We start from the raw sequence: 15,139 nt of genomic DNA on the forward strand, positions 1-15,139 counted from the left end.
TCTAGTCGCCGCCCACCAGCCTGCGACGATCTAGGCCAAGAGTTGCCGCATGCCTGTCTCGAGTTGAGTGGCGACTGCTTCGGCGGCAGCCTGCCGTTCGGCGCCGTCACCCGCCGTGCTTGAGGCATCCACATAGAACTTCAGCTTGGGCTCGGTGCCACTGGGGCGCACAATCACGCGTGCACCACCGGCGAACTGCAGGCGGATGATGTCGCTCGGAGCAAAGCCATCGACTCCGTTCTGAAAGTCGTCGAATGACTCAATGCTGAGCCCCCCAACTTCGCTGGGGGCTGCCGCCCGCAGGCGCATCATGGTTTCGCCGATCTCGGAGATCTTTTCAAAGCGCATCGATACCTGACGTGAGGCAAACGCACCGAAGCGCGCCGTGAAGTCATCGAGGTGGTCGAGCACAGTCTTGCCTTGGGTCTTGAGTTCGGCAGCAAGCGAAAGAAAGTCGACCGACGCCGAAATGCCATCTTTGTCGCGCACCTTGTCGGGATCCACGAGGTAGCCCAGAGCTTCTTCGTAGCCAAAGGTCAGGCCGTCGATGCGAGAGATCCACTTGAACCCCGTAAGTGTGTCGTGGTACTCCATGCCGTATGCGGCCGCGATCGAACGCAGTGCCGGTGACGAGACGATGGATGCCGCGAGCACACCCGTGCCATTGGCGCGTTCTGCTGCGCGCCAGCCGAGCAACATTCCCACTTCGTTACCGCTTAGTCGACGCCATTCGCCGTCGCGTCCGGGCACAGCGACCGCGAGGCGGTCGGCGTCGGGGTCGTGGGCGATAGCCAGATCGGCGCCAACGTCGCGTGCTTTCGCGAAGCTGAGATCCATCGCGCCAGGTTCTTCAGGGTTGGGGAAGGCAACCGTAGGGAACGCGGCATCAGGATGAGCTTGCTCTTCGACAAGGGCGGGGGCCGCAAATCCAGCCTTCGCATAGACAGCCTGGCTGGTCTCCCAACCCACACCGTGCATCGCCGTGTAGGTGTAGATGATGTCGGTTGCCGGGCCGGCAAGGGCTGCCGTGCGGGCAATGTACTCATCAACAACGCCCTCGTCGGTGGTGACAAAGTCTGTGGAGCGTGGCAGCTCTGAGATCGAACTCTTAGCGACGATGTCGATAGCGTGCGCAATTTCAGCATCGGCAGGGGGAACAATTTGCGACCCGTGGTTATCGCCACCGAGATAAACCTTGTAGCCGTTGTCGTTTGCGGGGTTGTGGCTGGCGGTGACCATCACGCCAGCACTCACATTAAGGTGGCGTACGGCGAAAGCCAGAACGGGGGTTGGTAGCAAGCGCGGCAGCAGGATGGCGCGAACCCCAGCGCCCGCCATAATCGTGGCGGTATCGCGAGCAAAAACTTCAGAGTTGATGCGACCGTCATAGCCGATCACAATGCTCGGGCTCGGCTCATGAGTGAGCAGGTACGCGGCAAGTCCGGCCGCGGCCTGAGTAACCAGCACACGGTTCATGCGGTTCGGGCCAGCACCCAATTCGCCGCGCAACCCGGCGGTGCCGAACGCGAGCCGCGTATCGAAACGGTGATGAAGGCCAGCGATTGCTGTCTCGTCGCCCTGGGCGGCATCCGCTATAAGCGCCTCGAGTTCGGTGTGGGTGACAGCGTCAGGGTCTTGTTCTAGCCAGGCATTGGCGGCGGCGATTAGTGCTTCGGTGCTCATAGTGCGGTCACAATCTGTGCGAGCAGGGTGCTGATCTGTACTTCAGCGTCTTTACCTGCCTGAATGACTTCTTCGTGGCTCAGGGGAGTGGACTGGATGCCGGCAGCGAGGTTGGTGATGAGCGACATTCCCAAGATTTCCATGCCGGACTGGCGTGCGGCAATCGCCTCGAGGGCTGTAGACATTCCCACGATGTGACCACCCATGGTCTTGGCCATCTGGACTTCGGCTGGGGTCTCGTAGTGCGGGCCGCGGAACTGCGTGTACACGCCCTCGTCAAGGCTCGGGTCAATCGACTTGGCGATCTCGCGCAGGCGTTTGCTGTACAGGTCAGTGAGGTCGATGAATGTTGCGCCCTCGAGCGGGGAATCGGCGGTGAGGTTGAGGTGATCGCTGATCAGTACCGGGGTGCCGGGAGTCCACGTTTCTTTGATGCCACCGGCGCCATTGGTGAGGATCATGGTCTTTGCGCCGGTAGCGGCGGCGGTGCGCACCGAGTGAACAACGCGGCGAACACCGTGGTTCTCGTAGTAGTGGGTGCGAGCGCCAATAACGAGGGCGCGTTTGCCGCTGGGCAGTAGTACGGATCGAATCGTGCCAACGTGGCCTTCAAGCGCCGGCTTCGAGAATCCGGGGATGTCGGCGGCGGGGATTGTTGCGGTGGTTTCACCAATAATGTCGGCGGCTTTTCCCCACCCGCTGCCCAGGGTGAGAGCGATGTCGTGCTTCTCGACTCCGGTGAGCTCCGCGATGGCGGCGGCGGCGGATTGCGCGACCGCGAAGGGGTCTGCGTTGGGGTTGTCGAGGGGGTTTGTGCTGGGCGTTTGTGACATGGCATCCACTCTAAACGGTGGGCCCCGCAACACACCGTGACGATGTGTGCGAATGTGAGCACTCAAGCGCGCATGGCGCTGGCAATGAGTCGCAAGTTTCGCGGAATTGGCGCTGCGGGTGTTCCTCTTCGCCCGTGGTTTGTCGCTGGGCCAGAACCGCGAGAGAATTAGGCCATGGCCTATGAGTTCGAGCGCACCCAACGAATTGCAGTACTCGGCGGTGGCCCCGGTGGCTACGAAGCAGCCCTTGCGGGTGCGCAACTCGGTGCCGAGGTGACTCTCGTGGAACGCGCCGGTGTTGGCGGCGCAGCGGTGCTTACCGATGTCGTGCCGTCGAAGACTCTTATCGCGACCGCCGAAGCCACAAACGCGATTCGGGATGCCGCCGATCTCGGTGTGCAGTTCTACTCGCGTGGGGATTCTGGCCGGGTGGTTCGCCCCGAGATCACGGTCAATTTGGCCGCAGTGAACACGCGGCTGATGCGATTGGCGCAGCAGCAGTCTGACGACATGAAGTCCCAACTGATCAAAGCTGGCGTGCGCATCATTGCTGGCGAAGGTCGTCTTGATGGTCCCCAGCGTCTCGTGGTCTCCACCGGCAAAGGCAAAGCGGGAACAGACTTCGACGAGGTCGATGCCGACACGGTGATCGTTTCGGTCGGTGCGCGGCCTCGACTGCTCGACTCGGCGATGCCCGACGGCAAGCGCATCCTCACCTGGACTCAGCTCTACACGCTCGACGAGACCCCCGAGCACTTGATCGTTGTCGGTTCTGGTGTCACGGGAGCAGAGTTCGCCTCCGCGTACAGCGCGCTCGGCGCCAAAGTGACCCTCATCTCTTCGCGCGACCGCGTGCTGCCCGGTGAAGACGAAGATGCCGCTCGCGTGATCGAAGACGTTTTCAAGCGCAACGGAATGACCGTGCTGTCGAAGTCGCGTGCAGAATCGGTCAAGACCACCAAGAATGGTGTCGTCGCGACGCTGCAAAACGGCACTACCGTCGAAGGCAGTCACTGCCTGATGGCTGTCGGCTCGCTGCCGAACACTGAGGGCCTTGGGCTCGAAGAGGCTGGTGTGCAGCTGACTGAGTCTGGCCATATTCGCGTCAACCGGGTTGCTCGTACCTCAATGCCGTCGATCTATGCGGCCGGCGATTGCTCAGACTTCTTCCCTTTGGCGTCTGTTGCTGCGATGCAGGGTCGTACTGCAGTGTTCCATGCCATGGGCGACGGTGTCACCCCGATCGAGCTGCGCAACGTAGCCTCGAATATTTTCACTCAGCCCGAGATCGCCACTGTTGGCTGGTCGCAAAAGCAGATCGAAGACGGCCTGGCGCAGGGCACTATTTACAAACTTCCGCTCGCTTCAAACCCGCGCGCCAAGATGATGGGCATCAAGGATGGCTTCGTGAAGCTGTTTGCGCGCACCGGTTCTGGCACGCTTATCGGTGGCGTCATTGTCGCGCCGAATGCCTCTGAGCTCATCATGTCGGTGGCTCTCGGAGTCGAGCACCGGCTCACGGTCGACCAGATCGCTCGTGCATTCTCCGTCTACCCGTCGTTGACGGGAAGCATTACGGATGCTGCCCGCGCGATGCACATCGTCAACTAGGAGGTTGCGCTCGGGGCAGATTCTTCTTGGTCTGCCCGGAAAGCAATTTCGCTTTCGGAAGCGGTGCCATCCTTCAGCGCCATGATGTGTTCGATCAGTTTCGTGGCGGTCTGCTCATCGACCACCAGGTCGGTAATGACGCCCGCGCGAAGGGCGGCCAGCAGGGGCACCACTTTGTTGTCACCGGCGACGCCGCAGATTCGACGGGGGATTGTGCGCAGTTCTTCGGGTGTTGGCCCGGTTGCACGTGCGTTCATGGAGAGGTCTTCATAGGTGCCGTCTTCGCGCAAAAAGATAGTGCAGACGTCGCCGACGATTCCCTCTTTGTCGAGAGTTTGGATGTCGCCGGCTTCGAGATAGCCCGCCGAGTAGACGTGGCTGGGTACTTCACCCGCAATCGCACCGATCGAGAACAGCGCGATGTCGGCCCGGCGTTGATATTCGAGCACGCGCACGATTGACCGTTCTGACCACATTGCGTTGCGGGTTTCGGCGTAGTCGAAGAATGCGGAACCGGGAATAGGTGCACTTGAGCATCGAAGGCTTCTCCGAAACGGGCAATGAGGTTGCCCGCATATTCGACTCCAGAGGTGCGCACATTGGCGGCTCCGTTGAGCTGAACGATGGCACTTCCGCGGGTGGGTTTCTTGCCCAGATGACTCGCGATTGCGGCCAAAGTGGTACCCCAAGCCACCCCCATAATCATGTCGGAGTCGAACCATCCGGTGACAATTCTCGCGGTTGTTCTTGCGACTTGATCGAGTCGTTCTGCCTCGTCTGCAAGGTCAGCAACCGGCACAACGTGGGTCTCAACGCCGAAGCAGCCCTCGATCTTTTTGGCGAGGCCGGGGCCCCGCGTTGGGGTGGGCCGCAGAGTGATTTCAACGAGACCACTTTCGCGGGCGTCGCGGAGCAATCGAGAGACGCTCGACCGCGACATATGCAGGTGATTGGCGATGGTCTCCATCTTGATGTCTTGGAGGTAATACATCGACGATGCGGACAGCATTGCTTCTTCGCGTTCCATTCGTCCATCCTTGCACGTTCGTGCAGATGTGCTGCTCAGTTTGTCATTGGCCCCTCTTGGCGTAATACGCTGCTGAATAGTGGATCATCCCAGACGACTCACAGCCGCCCCCGCGGAAACCGCCAGCAGAAAGAAACACCGTTTTCATGACTGATCAGCACCTCACCCGAGAAACCCGCGAAAGCGCCCTTCAGCGTCTCGTCGAGAGCGCGCAGCCGGGTCGTGAGCTCGATGTGCTCGTTATCGGTGGCGGAATCACCGGAGCCGGAATAGCTTTGGATGCTGCCACTCGCGGTCTCGACACGGTTGTTGTTGAGGCCCAAGACTGGGCTGCTGGCTCCTCCAGCCGCGCCAGCAAGCTGATTCACGGTGGACTGCGCTACCTGCAGATGCTGGACTTCAAGCTCGTGCACGAGGCGCTCACCGAGCGTGACCTGCTGCTCAACAACGTCGCACCGCACCTCGTGCGCCCACTGCCGTTCCTTTACCCTCTTCGTCACCGCGTCTGGGAACGCGCCTTCGTGGGGGCCGGAATTGCCCTCTACGACTTCCTCGCCACCGTGACTACCAAGACCGCGAAGGGCAATGGCAAAGGCAAGCGCAGCGTGCCGTGGCACCGTCACCTCTCTCGTAAGCAGCTCGCGGTCCGTTTTCCTGGTCTCGCCCACGATGCCGCCGTCGGCGCCATCGAATACTGGGACGCCAACGTCGATGACGCGCGTTATGTTGTCAGCGTTATTCGCACCGCTCACTCGCAGGGAGCGCAAGCCGCAAGCCGCACCCAAGTCATCGAGATCACCAAGAACGATGACGGTGCGGTCAATGGTGCGATCCTCATCGACCTCGAAACCGGAACAACCTTCCCGGTCCGCGCTAAGGCCGTCATCAACTCCACCGGTGTGTGGACAGGCGAGACTCAGAAGCTTGCGGATGGAAGCGGCGGGCTCAAGGTTCTTGCGTCCAAAGGCATCCACATTGTGGTTCCCCGTGAACGTATCTCCGGCGAGGCCGGGCTCATCCTGCAGACCTCTAAGAGTGTTCTGTTCGTGATTCCGTGGTCGCGCTACTGGGTTATCGGCACCACCGATACTCCGTGGAAAGAGAACTTGCTCAACCCCTCTGCTACCGCGGATGACATCGATTACGTTCTTGCAGAAGCAAACGCGGTGCTGGCCAACCCCATCGATCGCTCCGACGTGGTCGGAACGTGGGCTGGGCTTCGCCCGCTGTTGCAGCCGGGAACTATGGAGGGCACGAACTCTGCCAAGGTCTCGCGTGAGCACACCGTTGCCTCACCCCTTCCCGGGCTCACCGTTATCGCTGGCGGCAAGTTCACCACCTACCGCGTGATGGCTAAAGACGCGGTCGACTTTGCCCTCGGCAAAGAGGCGGCAAAGGCAAACCCGTCGACTACGGCATCGGTCGCGTTGCTCGGAGCTGAAGGCCTCGATGAGGCCCGAGACAATACTCGTGCCCTCAGCACGCGCTTCGGTTGGAGCGACCAAATGATCGATCACTTGCTTCACCGTTATGGCTCCAAAATCTCAGAGATTGCCGCTATCGCTGACGCTGACCCGACGATGTCGCAGCCCCTCACGCACGCCTCCGCTTACCTTCGGGCCGAGATTGAGTACGCCATCACGCACGAGGGCGCTTTGCACCTCGAGGACCTCATGGTTCGCCGCACCCGCATGAACTACGAATACCTGAACGAAGGCATGGCTGCCGTGCCCGAGGTCGCCGAGATCGCCACCCGCCTATTGGGTTGGGACGAACAGACCGCCGCCCACGAAGTTGCCGTCTACCACCAGATGGCCGCTGCCGTCGCCGCAGCAGCGCTCACGCGCGATGACGAAAGTGCGTCTGACGTTCGCGAAGCAGCACCCCAAATCGTGCCGCTCGCCACACCAGACCTCAAGCAAACGCAGTAATCACAACAGCGGTAAGGCACAGCAACCGCAAGAGATAGCACCCGCTACACGCAGTACCCGGATAACGAACAGCACGCGCACCCGAAAGCACCTTGATTATCAATGGAGATACGCCGCCAATGACACAGTACATTTTGTCAATTGACCAAGGAACGACGAGTTCACGCTCGATCATCTTTGATCATGACGCGCGCATCGTTTCGAATGGGCAGCTCGAACACGAGCAGATTTTTCCTCGTGCTGGTTGGGTCGAACATGACCCGATGGAGATCTGGAACAACGTTCGCGAAACCGTTGGTCTTTCCCTCGCCCGCGCCAACCTGACCTACCAGGACATTGCCGCGGTAGGGATTACGAACCAGCGCGAGACGACAGTGGTGTGGAACAAACTCACCGGCAAACCAGTGACGAACGCCATTGTTTGGCAAGACACTCGCACCCAGCACATCGTCACCGAGCTCGCGGGCACCGAGGGTCTCGAAAAGTACAAGGCCATCACTGGCCTGCCGCTCGCGCCGTATTTCGCTGGCCCTAAGGTCACCTGGATTCTCCGCTACATCGATGGAGCACAAGAAGCGGCCGACCGCGGCGAACTGCTCTTCGGAACCATCGACACCTGGTTGATGTGGAACCTCACCGGTGGCGTCGATGGCGGAATTCACGCTACCGACGTCACCAACGCCTCCCGCACCATGCTCATGGACCTCGACACTCTGCAGTGGCGCGAAGACATTGCCGCCGACATGGGCATCCCGATGTCGATGCTGCCCGAGATTCGTTCCTCTAGCGAGATTTTTGGCCACTGCCGCGACCACGGTTCGCTGCCCGGAGTGCCGATTGCGGGCATCCTCGGCGACCAGCAGGCCGCGACCTTCGGCCAGGCTTGCTTCAGTGAGGGCATGGCCAAGAACACTTACGGCACCGGTAACTTCTTGCTGCTCAACACCGGCACCAAGCGCGTGCACAGTAACAATGGCCTCATCACGACCGTCTGCTACAAGATTGGCGACGCGGCTCCGGTCTACGCGCTCGAAGGATCCATTGCGGTCACCGGATCGCTCGTGCAGTGGCTTCGCGACAACCTCGGCATGTTCGCCGATGCTCCCGACATCGAACGCTTGGCTCTCGAAGTCGAAGACAACGGCGGCGCCTACTTTGTGCCCGCCTTCTCCGGACTGTTCGCCCCCTACTGGCGACCGGATGCTCGGGGAGCCCTTCTCGGGCTCACCCGCTACGTCACCAAGAATCACATCGCTCGCGCCGCCCTCGAGGCCACCGCGTACCAAACGCGCGAAGTCATGGACGCGATGAACGCAGACGCCGGAGTAGACCTCGCTGAGCTGCGGGTCGACGGCGGCATGGTGGCAAACGAACTTCTCATGCAGTTTCAGGCTGACCAGTTGGGTGTGGATGTCATCCGCCCCCGCATCACCGAAACCACCGCTCTCGGCGCAGCATTTGCCGCCGGAATTGCGATCGGTTATTGGGAAAGCGAACACGACGTCATCGCGACCTGGAACGAAGACAAGAGGTGGACGCCGCACATGGCGCGCCTCGAGAGAGATCAGCTTTACCGCAACTGGAAAAAAGCGGTAACCAAGACCATGGGCTGGGTTGATGAGGACGTGGAGACCTAATCTGCCTGCCAAAACCCATGACGGGCGTGCTGTCAGTCACGCCCAGCACCACACAGCAATCGATACCCACGAAGGGGTAGGGAATCAATGAAAACCTCGTTAGTAAAGAGGAACAGCTTTTGGCTCGTTCTCTCGTTAGTCATGATGTTGGTCGCATCCATCGGCGCTTCCATCGTTCAAACCGGAGCCGGCTCCATCAGTGTTAAGGACATGCGGTGGGAAACCTCGTCTGGACAGATGATGAGTGCACTGCTCTTCAAGCCTGACACCGCAACTGTTGACAACAAGGTCCCCGCAATCGTGGTCAGCCACGGTTGGTGGAACAACCGCGAAATGCAAGACGCCAACTATGTTGAGCTTGCCCGCCGTGGCTACGTTGTTGTGTCGATCGACATGTACGGTCACGGCAACTCGTCACCGTTGACAACCGACATCACTCTCGGTGGTACCGGAATGTACGACGCCGTGAAGCTCGTTGCAGACTTCCCGTACGTCGACACCGACAAGATCGGTGTCAGTGGTCACTCGAACGGTGCTCGTGCAGCTAACTTCTCGACGATCATCGACAACGCCGCTGACGAACAGCTCATCGCGGCAATCCTGCTCGTCGACAACGACGGCGTCTACACGGATGCCGAAGCAGACAACGCCTACTTCAACCTGTACGGCGCCCGCGATGTCGGAATTGTCGCCGACCAGTACGACGAGTTCTTTTTCCGTAGCTACAGCCCAGAGGGTGCAGTTCTGACCCCGCCGCGCGACTACATCGGCACACCGAACGCGCAGTCATTCCTGCACTTCGGCGCCGACCCTGAAGATGTTTCCTCCGACATGCGCGGAGCGAGCGAATTCTTCACCGACTCGGTCGACGGTGAGGATGCTCTCCGCATCGTTTACACGCCAGCGGAGAATCACCCCTGGGGAACCATCTCCAAGACCACCGTGGGAAGCCAGATCGAATTCTTCGAAGAAGCATTCGGTGCTCCCAACGAGATCGCATCCGGTTCGCAGGTGTGGCAGGTCAAGGAGACCTTCACACTCTTCGGTCTGATCGGCTTCGGAATCTTCCTGCTCGCCTTCACGCGTGCAATGCTCTCGACCCGCGCCTTCGCAGGTCTGCGCACGCCGGCAGCAGCAGTGGTTCCCGCTACCCGCAAGGGACTCGCCTGGTTCTGGGGAGGACTGGTTGTTTCGGCAATCATCTCCGGTTGGAGCTGGTTGATCCTCGCTAACACCCCGTGGGTGGGCGCGATTGCGTTCAACGCTGTTCAGTTCTTCATGCCTCAGGGCGCCGTGTTCTTCGTCGCCTTCTGGGCCGCGGTCAACGCGATCGCCGCGATCATCATCATGACGATCTCGTACCTCGTCTTCGGACGCAAGAACGGTCTCGATCTTCGTGCCTCCGGAGTGCTGCCTGGCTGGAAGAAGTTCTTCCACGGAATCGGACTCGCTCTCGTTGTCGTCGTCGCTGCTTACGGAATTGTCTTCGTGCTCGACTACTTCTTCAAGACTGACTTCCGCTGGTGGGTTATCGCCGTCAAGGCCTTCACGCCTGACAAGGTCGGCATTGCGCTGATGTACCTGCCGCTGTTCGCGATCTACTTTGTCGCCAACTCGGTTGCGGTCAACGCTTTCAACCGCTTCTCCATTCGCGGCAAGGAGTGGATCAACACGGCACTGCTCGCGTTCTTCAACGCTCTGGCACCCATCGTTCTCGTCATCGCCCAGTACACAAACTTCTTCACCACTGGATACACGATCGACGGCTTCGGCGGAATCTTCAGCATCTGGCTGTACCCGGTTATCGTCATCTTGGCCGTGACCGCAATCATCTCGCGCAAGATCTACCGTGAGACGAACAACCCGTACATCGCCGGCTTCATCAATGCGGCGATCGTTACCCTCATCTCGGTAACGAACACGCTCACCGCAGCATAAGTACCCAGCAGCCGATCCTAGATCGGTAATAGCAACAGTGCCCCGGCCGTGACCATGACCGGGGCACTGTTGCGTGCGGCGCCAACTCACCCATGGGACAAGTACGGGCGGTGCGGCATCCGCGACTTCGGTGTTCGGTGATCAGCCGTGCACCGAAACTCTCGCGCTCTACTCGACGGGGGTGATCGTTACCGTTCGGCTGTCGGCGCTGGTTACGGCGTGCGCGGCGCCAGTGATCGTGACTGTTCCGAGGGGCACGGCTTCGGTTTCGCAATCGGTGCCGAGCCACAGTCGCACATCGCCGGGTTCGACGATGCGAGTCATGCTGCGGTCGCTGAAAGCGATGCGAGTTGTGGGGATGCTCATCGCGAGAGTTCGCGATTCTCCCGGCTGAAGCGTCACGCGGGTGAACGCAATGAGTTGACGCGTGGGTCGGGTAACGGAACTCACGACATCGTTCGCATAGACCTGCACGACCTCATCGCCTTCACGGGCTCCGCTGTTGGTGACCGTGAATTGAATATCGAATGTGCCGTCGGCAGCGATCGACTCAGAGGCGACGCCTGCATCCGAATAGCTGAAGCTCGTATAGCTGAGGCCATAGCCAAAGGGGAACGCGGGCGCAGTCGTGAGGTTGGACACCTCACTCGGTTCGCCGAGGCGCGGGTGAAGGTACGAGTACGGTTGCGATCCTGCCGAGCGAGGAACCGATACGGCGAGCCGCCCCGAAGGGTTGATGCGACCGGCGAGAACTCCACTGATGGCAGCGGCTCCTTCTTCGCCGGGGAAGAATGCCTGAACGATTGCCGCGCCACGCGCAGCAGCCCAGTCGATCGCATAGGGGCGTCCGGAAATGACCACGAGCACAACCGGCGTTCCGGTGGCGAGCACGGCTTCGACGAGCTGGCGCTGAACTCCGGGAAGCTCAAGCGAGTCGCGGTCGCAGCCTTCGCCTGAGGTGCCGCGGCCAAAGAGGCCGGCGTGGTCGCCGACAGCGATGACGGCTACTTCTGCAGCGGCGGCGAGCTCGACAGCCTCGGCAATCTTCGAGGTGTCGTCGTCGTCCACGGCGCAGCCCTGGGCGAAACCAAGCACGGAACTGAAATCGTGGTCGAGGCTCTCGAACAGTGTCTCGACTTCGAAGCCCATTTCGACATCCGGGTGCCGTTCGAGCACGTGATTCACGAACGAGTAACAGCCGAACAGGGCCGCGGTGCGGTGTGCGTTGGGGCCAACGACCGCAATGCGAGCATCCGGAGCTAACGGCAGAATCCCGTCGTTGCTCAACAGCGTGATGGACTTCTCAGCGATGGCCGCGGCGATTGCGCGGTGGTGCGGGGGATCGAGGTCGATCTCGTCACCGTCGACATCAATGGAGAATGTGGCGGATTCAGGGTCGAGCAACCCCAGCTGCTGCTTCTGCTGCAGCACTCGGCGCAGAGCGCGATCCACCAGCGCGCCGTCGACTTCTCCACTGCGCACTTTCTCTGCGAGAGGGGCGAGGTAGGCCTTCCCGGTCGGCAACTCGACGTCGACGCCTGCCGTCAACGCTTGAGCGGCTGCATCCCCCAGGTCACTCGCAACCTGATGCAGAGTTTCAAGAAACGCAACGCCAAAGTAGTCAGCGACTACGGTTCCTTCGAAGCCCCAACGGTCGCGCAAGAGGTCTGTCAAGAGAGTGGAGTCGGATGCCACGGGAATGCCATCAATTTCGGCGTACGAGTGCATGACCGAGCCCACGCCCGCATCCAGCACCGCCATTTCAAAGGGGACAAGCAGCACGTCGGCGACTTCGCGCGGTCCGGCATGGACGGGAGCCAAGTTTCGCCCCGCTCGGGAATTGGAGTACCCGACGAAATGCTTGAGAGTGGCGATAATGCCCGTGGACTGCAGTCCGCGCACGTAGGCAGAACCGAGCTCTCCGACCACGAAAGGGTCTTCGGCGATGCACTCTTCAACGCGGCCCCACCGCACATCACGAATCACATCGAGCACGGGAGCGAGCCCCTGGTGCACCCCGAGCTTCGTCATGCTTTCACCGATGGCGTGCCCCATTTGCTCAATGAGGGCCGGATCGAACGTTGCGCCCCACGCCAAGGGAGTGGGGAACGTCGTCGCCTGCCACGCAGCGAGGCCAGTGAGGCACTCTTCGTGGGCGAGCGCAGGAATGCCGAGGCGAGTGTTGTCTCGCAGCCATCGTTGCGTGCGCCCCAGTGCCGAGCGCCCTGCCGTGGGGCTGACGGGTACCGTGCCGAACACTCTGGTGAGGTGGCCGAGCCCGTTCTTCGAGAATTCGTTGAAGTCGTGAGCTCCGTCGGCTTGTGCGCTCTGCATCGGAGCGACACTTTGGCCGTCGGCCCCGGCTCCTACCCAAATACCGACGAGTTGAGCGAGCTTTTCTTCGAGGGTCATCTGGGCGATGAGCTGATCGACCTGAACATTCATTTCGGGAACGTCAGGCAGCGCAGTGGTGGAGAGAGTCATGGTTTCTTTCTGGAGAGGGCGTGAAGTGGTGGAGACAGACGGGCGCGGGGCTTATCCCTTGAAGGCGCCATCCATGACGCCGGCAACCATCTTGCGGCCGACAAAAATGAAGAGGATGAGTAGCGGAATCGTCGCGAGGAACGATCCCGACATCGCCAGACCGTAGTCAACGAAGTACTGCCGTTGCAGCGCCTTAATCGCGAGTTGCACCGTGTAGTTCTCGGGCGACTGGATCACGATGAGCGGCCAGAGGAAGTCGTTCCACGCGGTCACAAACGCCAAGAGTCCGAGCACGAAACCAGCGGAGCGCACGAGCGGAAAAGCGATGCGCCAGTAGATCTGCCAGGTACTGCAGCCATCGATCCTTGCTGCTTGCATGAGCTCATTGTTGAGAACGGTTGAGAGGTGCTGACGCATCCAGAAGATGCCGAACGCGCTGGCCATTCCCGGCACGATGAGGGCCTGAAGGGTATCGATCCACTCAAGATTCGACATGATCATGTAGAGCGGGATCACGGCGAGCTGGGTGGGAACCATCATGGTGATGAGCACAATGATGAAGAGGGGATCGCGCCCGCGGAATTCCAACTTCGCGAACGCGAAGCCGGCGAGAGTGCACAAGATCATTTGGGAAATCGCGATGCTTCCCGCCACGATGAACGAGTTCGCCAGGCTCTGCACAAACGGCACGGTCGTGAAGACCTGCTCCGCGAGAACAAAGAAGTTACCGCCGGGCACCACAGTCGGGGGTGTTTGGGATACCGCTGCGGAGTCATTCGTCGAGACGACGAACATCCAATACAGCGGAAACGCACTCACGGCGACCGAGGCGAAGAGGAAGGCGTAGGTCCACCAGCGCACGCGACCGGCGAAAGCACGTTTGCGGGGGCGAGGAACAGGGGTGGCGACAGAGTCAGGGGTGACGACAGAGTCAGGGGTCGAAGTAGTCATGATGGCGTCCTTAGTCGTCTGAGGTGATGCGACGAGAGAGCAAATAGTTGATGACAGAGAACACGACGATCAGCGCGAACAGCGTCACGCCGATGGCGGAGCCGTAGCCGAACTGGAAGTTGCCGAACCCTTGCTCGTACATAAACAGGCTGAGGGTCTGGAATTGGCGACCGGCACCGCCTGTGAGCCCAGGGGCGGAGAGCAGTAGAGGCTCAGTGAAGACCTGAAGGCCACCAATGGTAGAAACGATGATCGTGAAGATGATGACGGGACGAAGCGAGGGAATCGTCACGTAGAAGAACTGTTTGAACCCTCCAGCGCCATCGATGGCGGCAGCTTCGTAAATGTCTTTCGGGATTGCTTGAAGCGCCGCGAGATAGATCAGAGTGTTGTACCCGAACCAACGCCACAGCACCATGGTCGAGACCATGATGTGGCTCGCGAAGGTGTTTGCCGCGAAGTCAATCGAGTCGATCCCAAAGAGGTTGAGGAAGCTATTGATGAGGCCGTAGTCGCGACCGAAGAGCGAGGCAAAGACGATCGTCGTCGCCACCACCGAGGTGATGTACGGAACGAGCATCGTCATCCGGAACAGGTTGGCGAACTTCAAGCGGACGTTGTTCAGGAGCTGCGCTAGGAAGAGGGCGAGCAGCAGCTGCGGCACCGTCGAGAGAATCCAGATGCTGAAGGTGTTGCGCATCGCGTTCCAGAAACGCTCGTCGCCGTAGAGAGTGACGAAGTTGTCCAGCCCGATGAAGGTCTGGCCGCCGATCGGGTTCCAGTCGAAGAGAGCGACGTAGAACGTGAAGATCGTGGGGAACAGGCCGAACACGGCGAAGAGCGCGAAGAACGGCGCAATGTACATGTAGGGGGCAAAAGCATCCACTCGTGACGCCGACTTGATGCGACGTCGAGGCTTGAGGCCGGTGCTCTTGGTGCTCTTGGGGCTTGTGGGGCGCTGAGGCGCGGGGGCGGAACGGGGAGGGGCTGACAGAACCATGGCGAACTCCTTGACAGGGGATGGGAAGGGGCGGGCCCACGAGA

9 protein-coding genes and 1 pseudogene are annotated in these 15,139 nt (G+C 60.4%); 4 read left to right on the top strand and 6 right to left on the bottom strand.

Going from position 1 to position 15,139, the window contains the following annotated elements; all coding sequences use genetic code 11:
* Positions 1-30 precede the first annotated feature (30 nt).
* Together ON14_RS12975 and ON14_RS12980 are read right to left on the bottom strand one after the other, a co-directional pair.
* Entirely contained in the window at positions 31-1,683 is a 1,653-nt protein-coding gene (locus ON14_RS12975; protein WP_010205729.1) for a phospho-sugar mutase, read from the bottom strand.
* Positions 1,680-2,516, bottom strand: coding sequence for a purine-nucleoside phosphorylase (locus ON14_RS12980; protein WP_010205730.1), 837 nt, complete (start codon positions 2,514-2,516; stop codon positions 1,680-1,682). Before ON14_RS12980 ends, ON14_RS12975 begins: the two co-directional genes overlap by 4 nt.
* Positions 2,517-2,690: 174 nt before the next feature.
* Here ON14_RS12980 and ON14_RS12985 point away from each other — a divergent pair, with 174 nt between their 5' ends.
* A complete protein-coding gene (locus tag ON14_RS12985) occupies positions 2,691-4,127 on the top strand; it encodes an NAD(P)H-quinone dehydrogenase (RefSeq protein ID WP_010205731.1) in 1,437 nt (478 codons plus the stop codon).
* On the opposite strand, the pseudogene ON14_RS16545 reads toward ON14_RS12985, so the two are convergent.
* A pseudogene (locus tag ON14_RS16545) lies at positions 4,124-5,154 on the bottom strand (sugar-binding transcriptional regulator). The gene ON14_RS12985 and the pseudogene ON14_RS16545 overlap by 4 nt on opposite strands.
* Positions 5,155-5,300: 146 nt before the next feature.
* Between ON14_RS16545 and ON14_RS12995 the strand changes: the two are divergent.
* The 3 genes from ON14_RS12995 to ON14_RS13005 all read left to right on the top strand — a co-directional run bounded on the left by ON14_RS12995 (position 5,301) and on the right by ON14_RS13005 (position 10,660).
* A complete protein-coding gene (locus ON14_RS12995) occupies positions 5,301-7,085 on the top strand; it encodes a glycerol-3-phosphate dehydrogenase/oxidase (RefSeq protein WP_010205734.1) in 1,785 nt (594 codons plus the stop codon).
* A 119-nt stretch (positions 7,086-7,204) separates the two neighbouring features.
* The gene (gene glpK, locus ON14_RS13000; RefSeq protein WP_010205735.1) at positions 7,205-8,722 is read left to right on the top strand and encodes a glycerol kinase GlpK; all 1,518 of its coding nucleotides are present in this window, start codon (positions 7,205-7,207) and stop codon (positions 8,720-8,722) included.
* An 87-nt stretch (positions 8,723-8,809) separates the two neighbouring features.
* Positions 8,810-10,660: an alpha/beta hydrolase family protein gene (locus tag ON14_RS13005; RefSeq protein ID WP_010205736.1), complete on the top strand. Its 1,851-nt coding sequence runs from the start codon at positions 8,810-8,812 to the stop codon at positions 10,658-10,660.
* Between the two features lie 168 nt (positions 10,661-10,828).
* On the opposite strand, the gene ON14_RS13010 is transcribed toward ON14_RS13005, so the two are convergent.
* Genes ON14_RS13010 through ON14_RS13020 form a run of 3 tightly spaced genes read right to left on the bottom strand, consistent with a single transcriptional unit; the run spans position 10,829 to position 15,095 of the window.
* Positions 10,829-13,144 carry a glycoside hydrolase family 3 N-terminal domain-containing protein gene (locus ON14_RS13010; RefSeq protein ID WP_010205739.1) on the bottom strand — a complete coding sequence of 772 codons (2,316 nt, stop codon included), beginning with the start codon at positions 13,142-13,144 and terminating at the stop codon, positions 10,829-10,831.
* A gap of 51 nt (positions 13,145-13,195) precedes the next feature.
* The gene (locus ON14_RS13015; RefSeq protein WP_010205740.1) at positions 13,196-14,095 is read right to left on the bottom strand and encodes a carbohydrate ABC transporter permease; all 900 of its coding nucleotides are present in this window, start codon (positions 14,093-14,095) and stop codon (positions 13,196-13,198) included.
* A 10-nt stretch (positions 14,096-14,105) separates the two neighbouring features.
* Positions 14,106-15,095: a carbohydrate ABC transporter permease gene (locus tag ON14_RS13020; protein ID WP_010205741.1), complete on the bottom strand. Its 990-nt coding sequence runs from the start codon at positions 15,093-15,095 to the stop codon at positions 14,106-14,108.
* Positions 15,096-15,139 lie beyond the last annotated feature (44 nt).

Source organism: Salinibacterium sp. PAMC 21357 (assembly GCF_000247645.1).
Classification (GTDB): Bacteria; Actinomycetota; Actinomycetes; order Actinomycetales; family Microbacteriaceae; genus Rhodoglobus.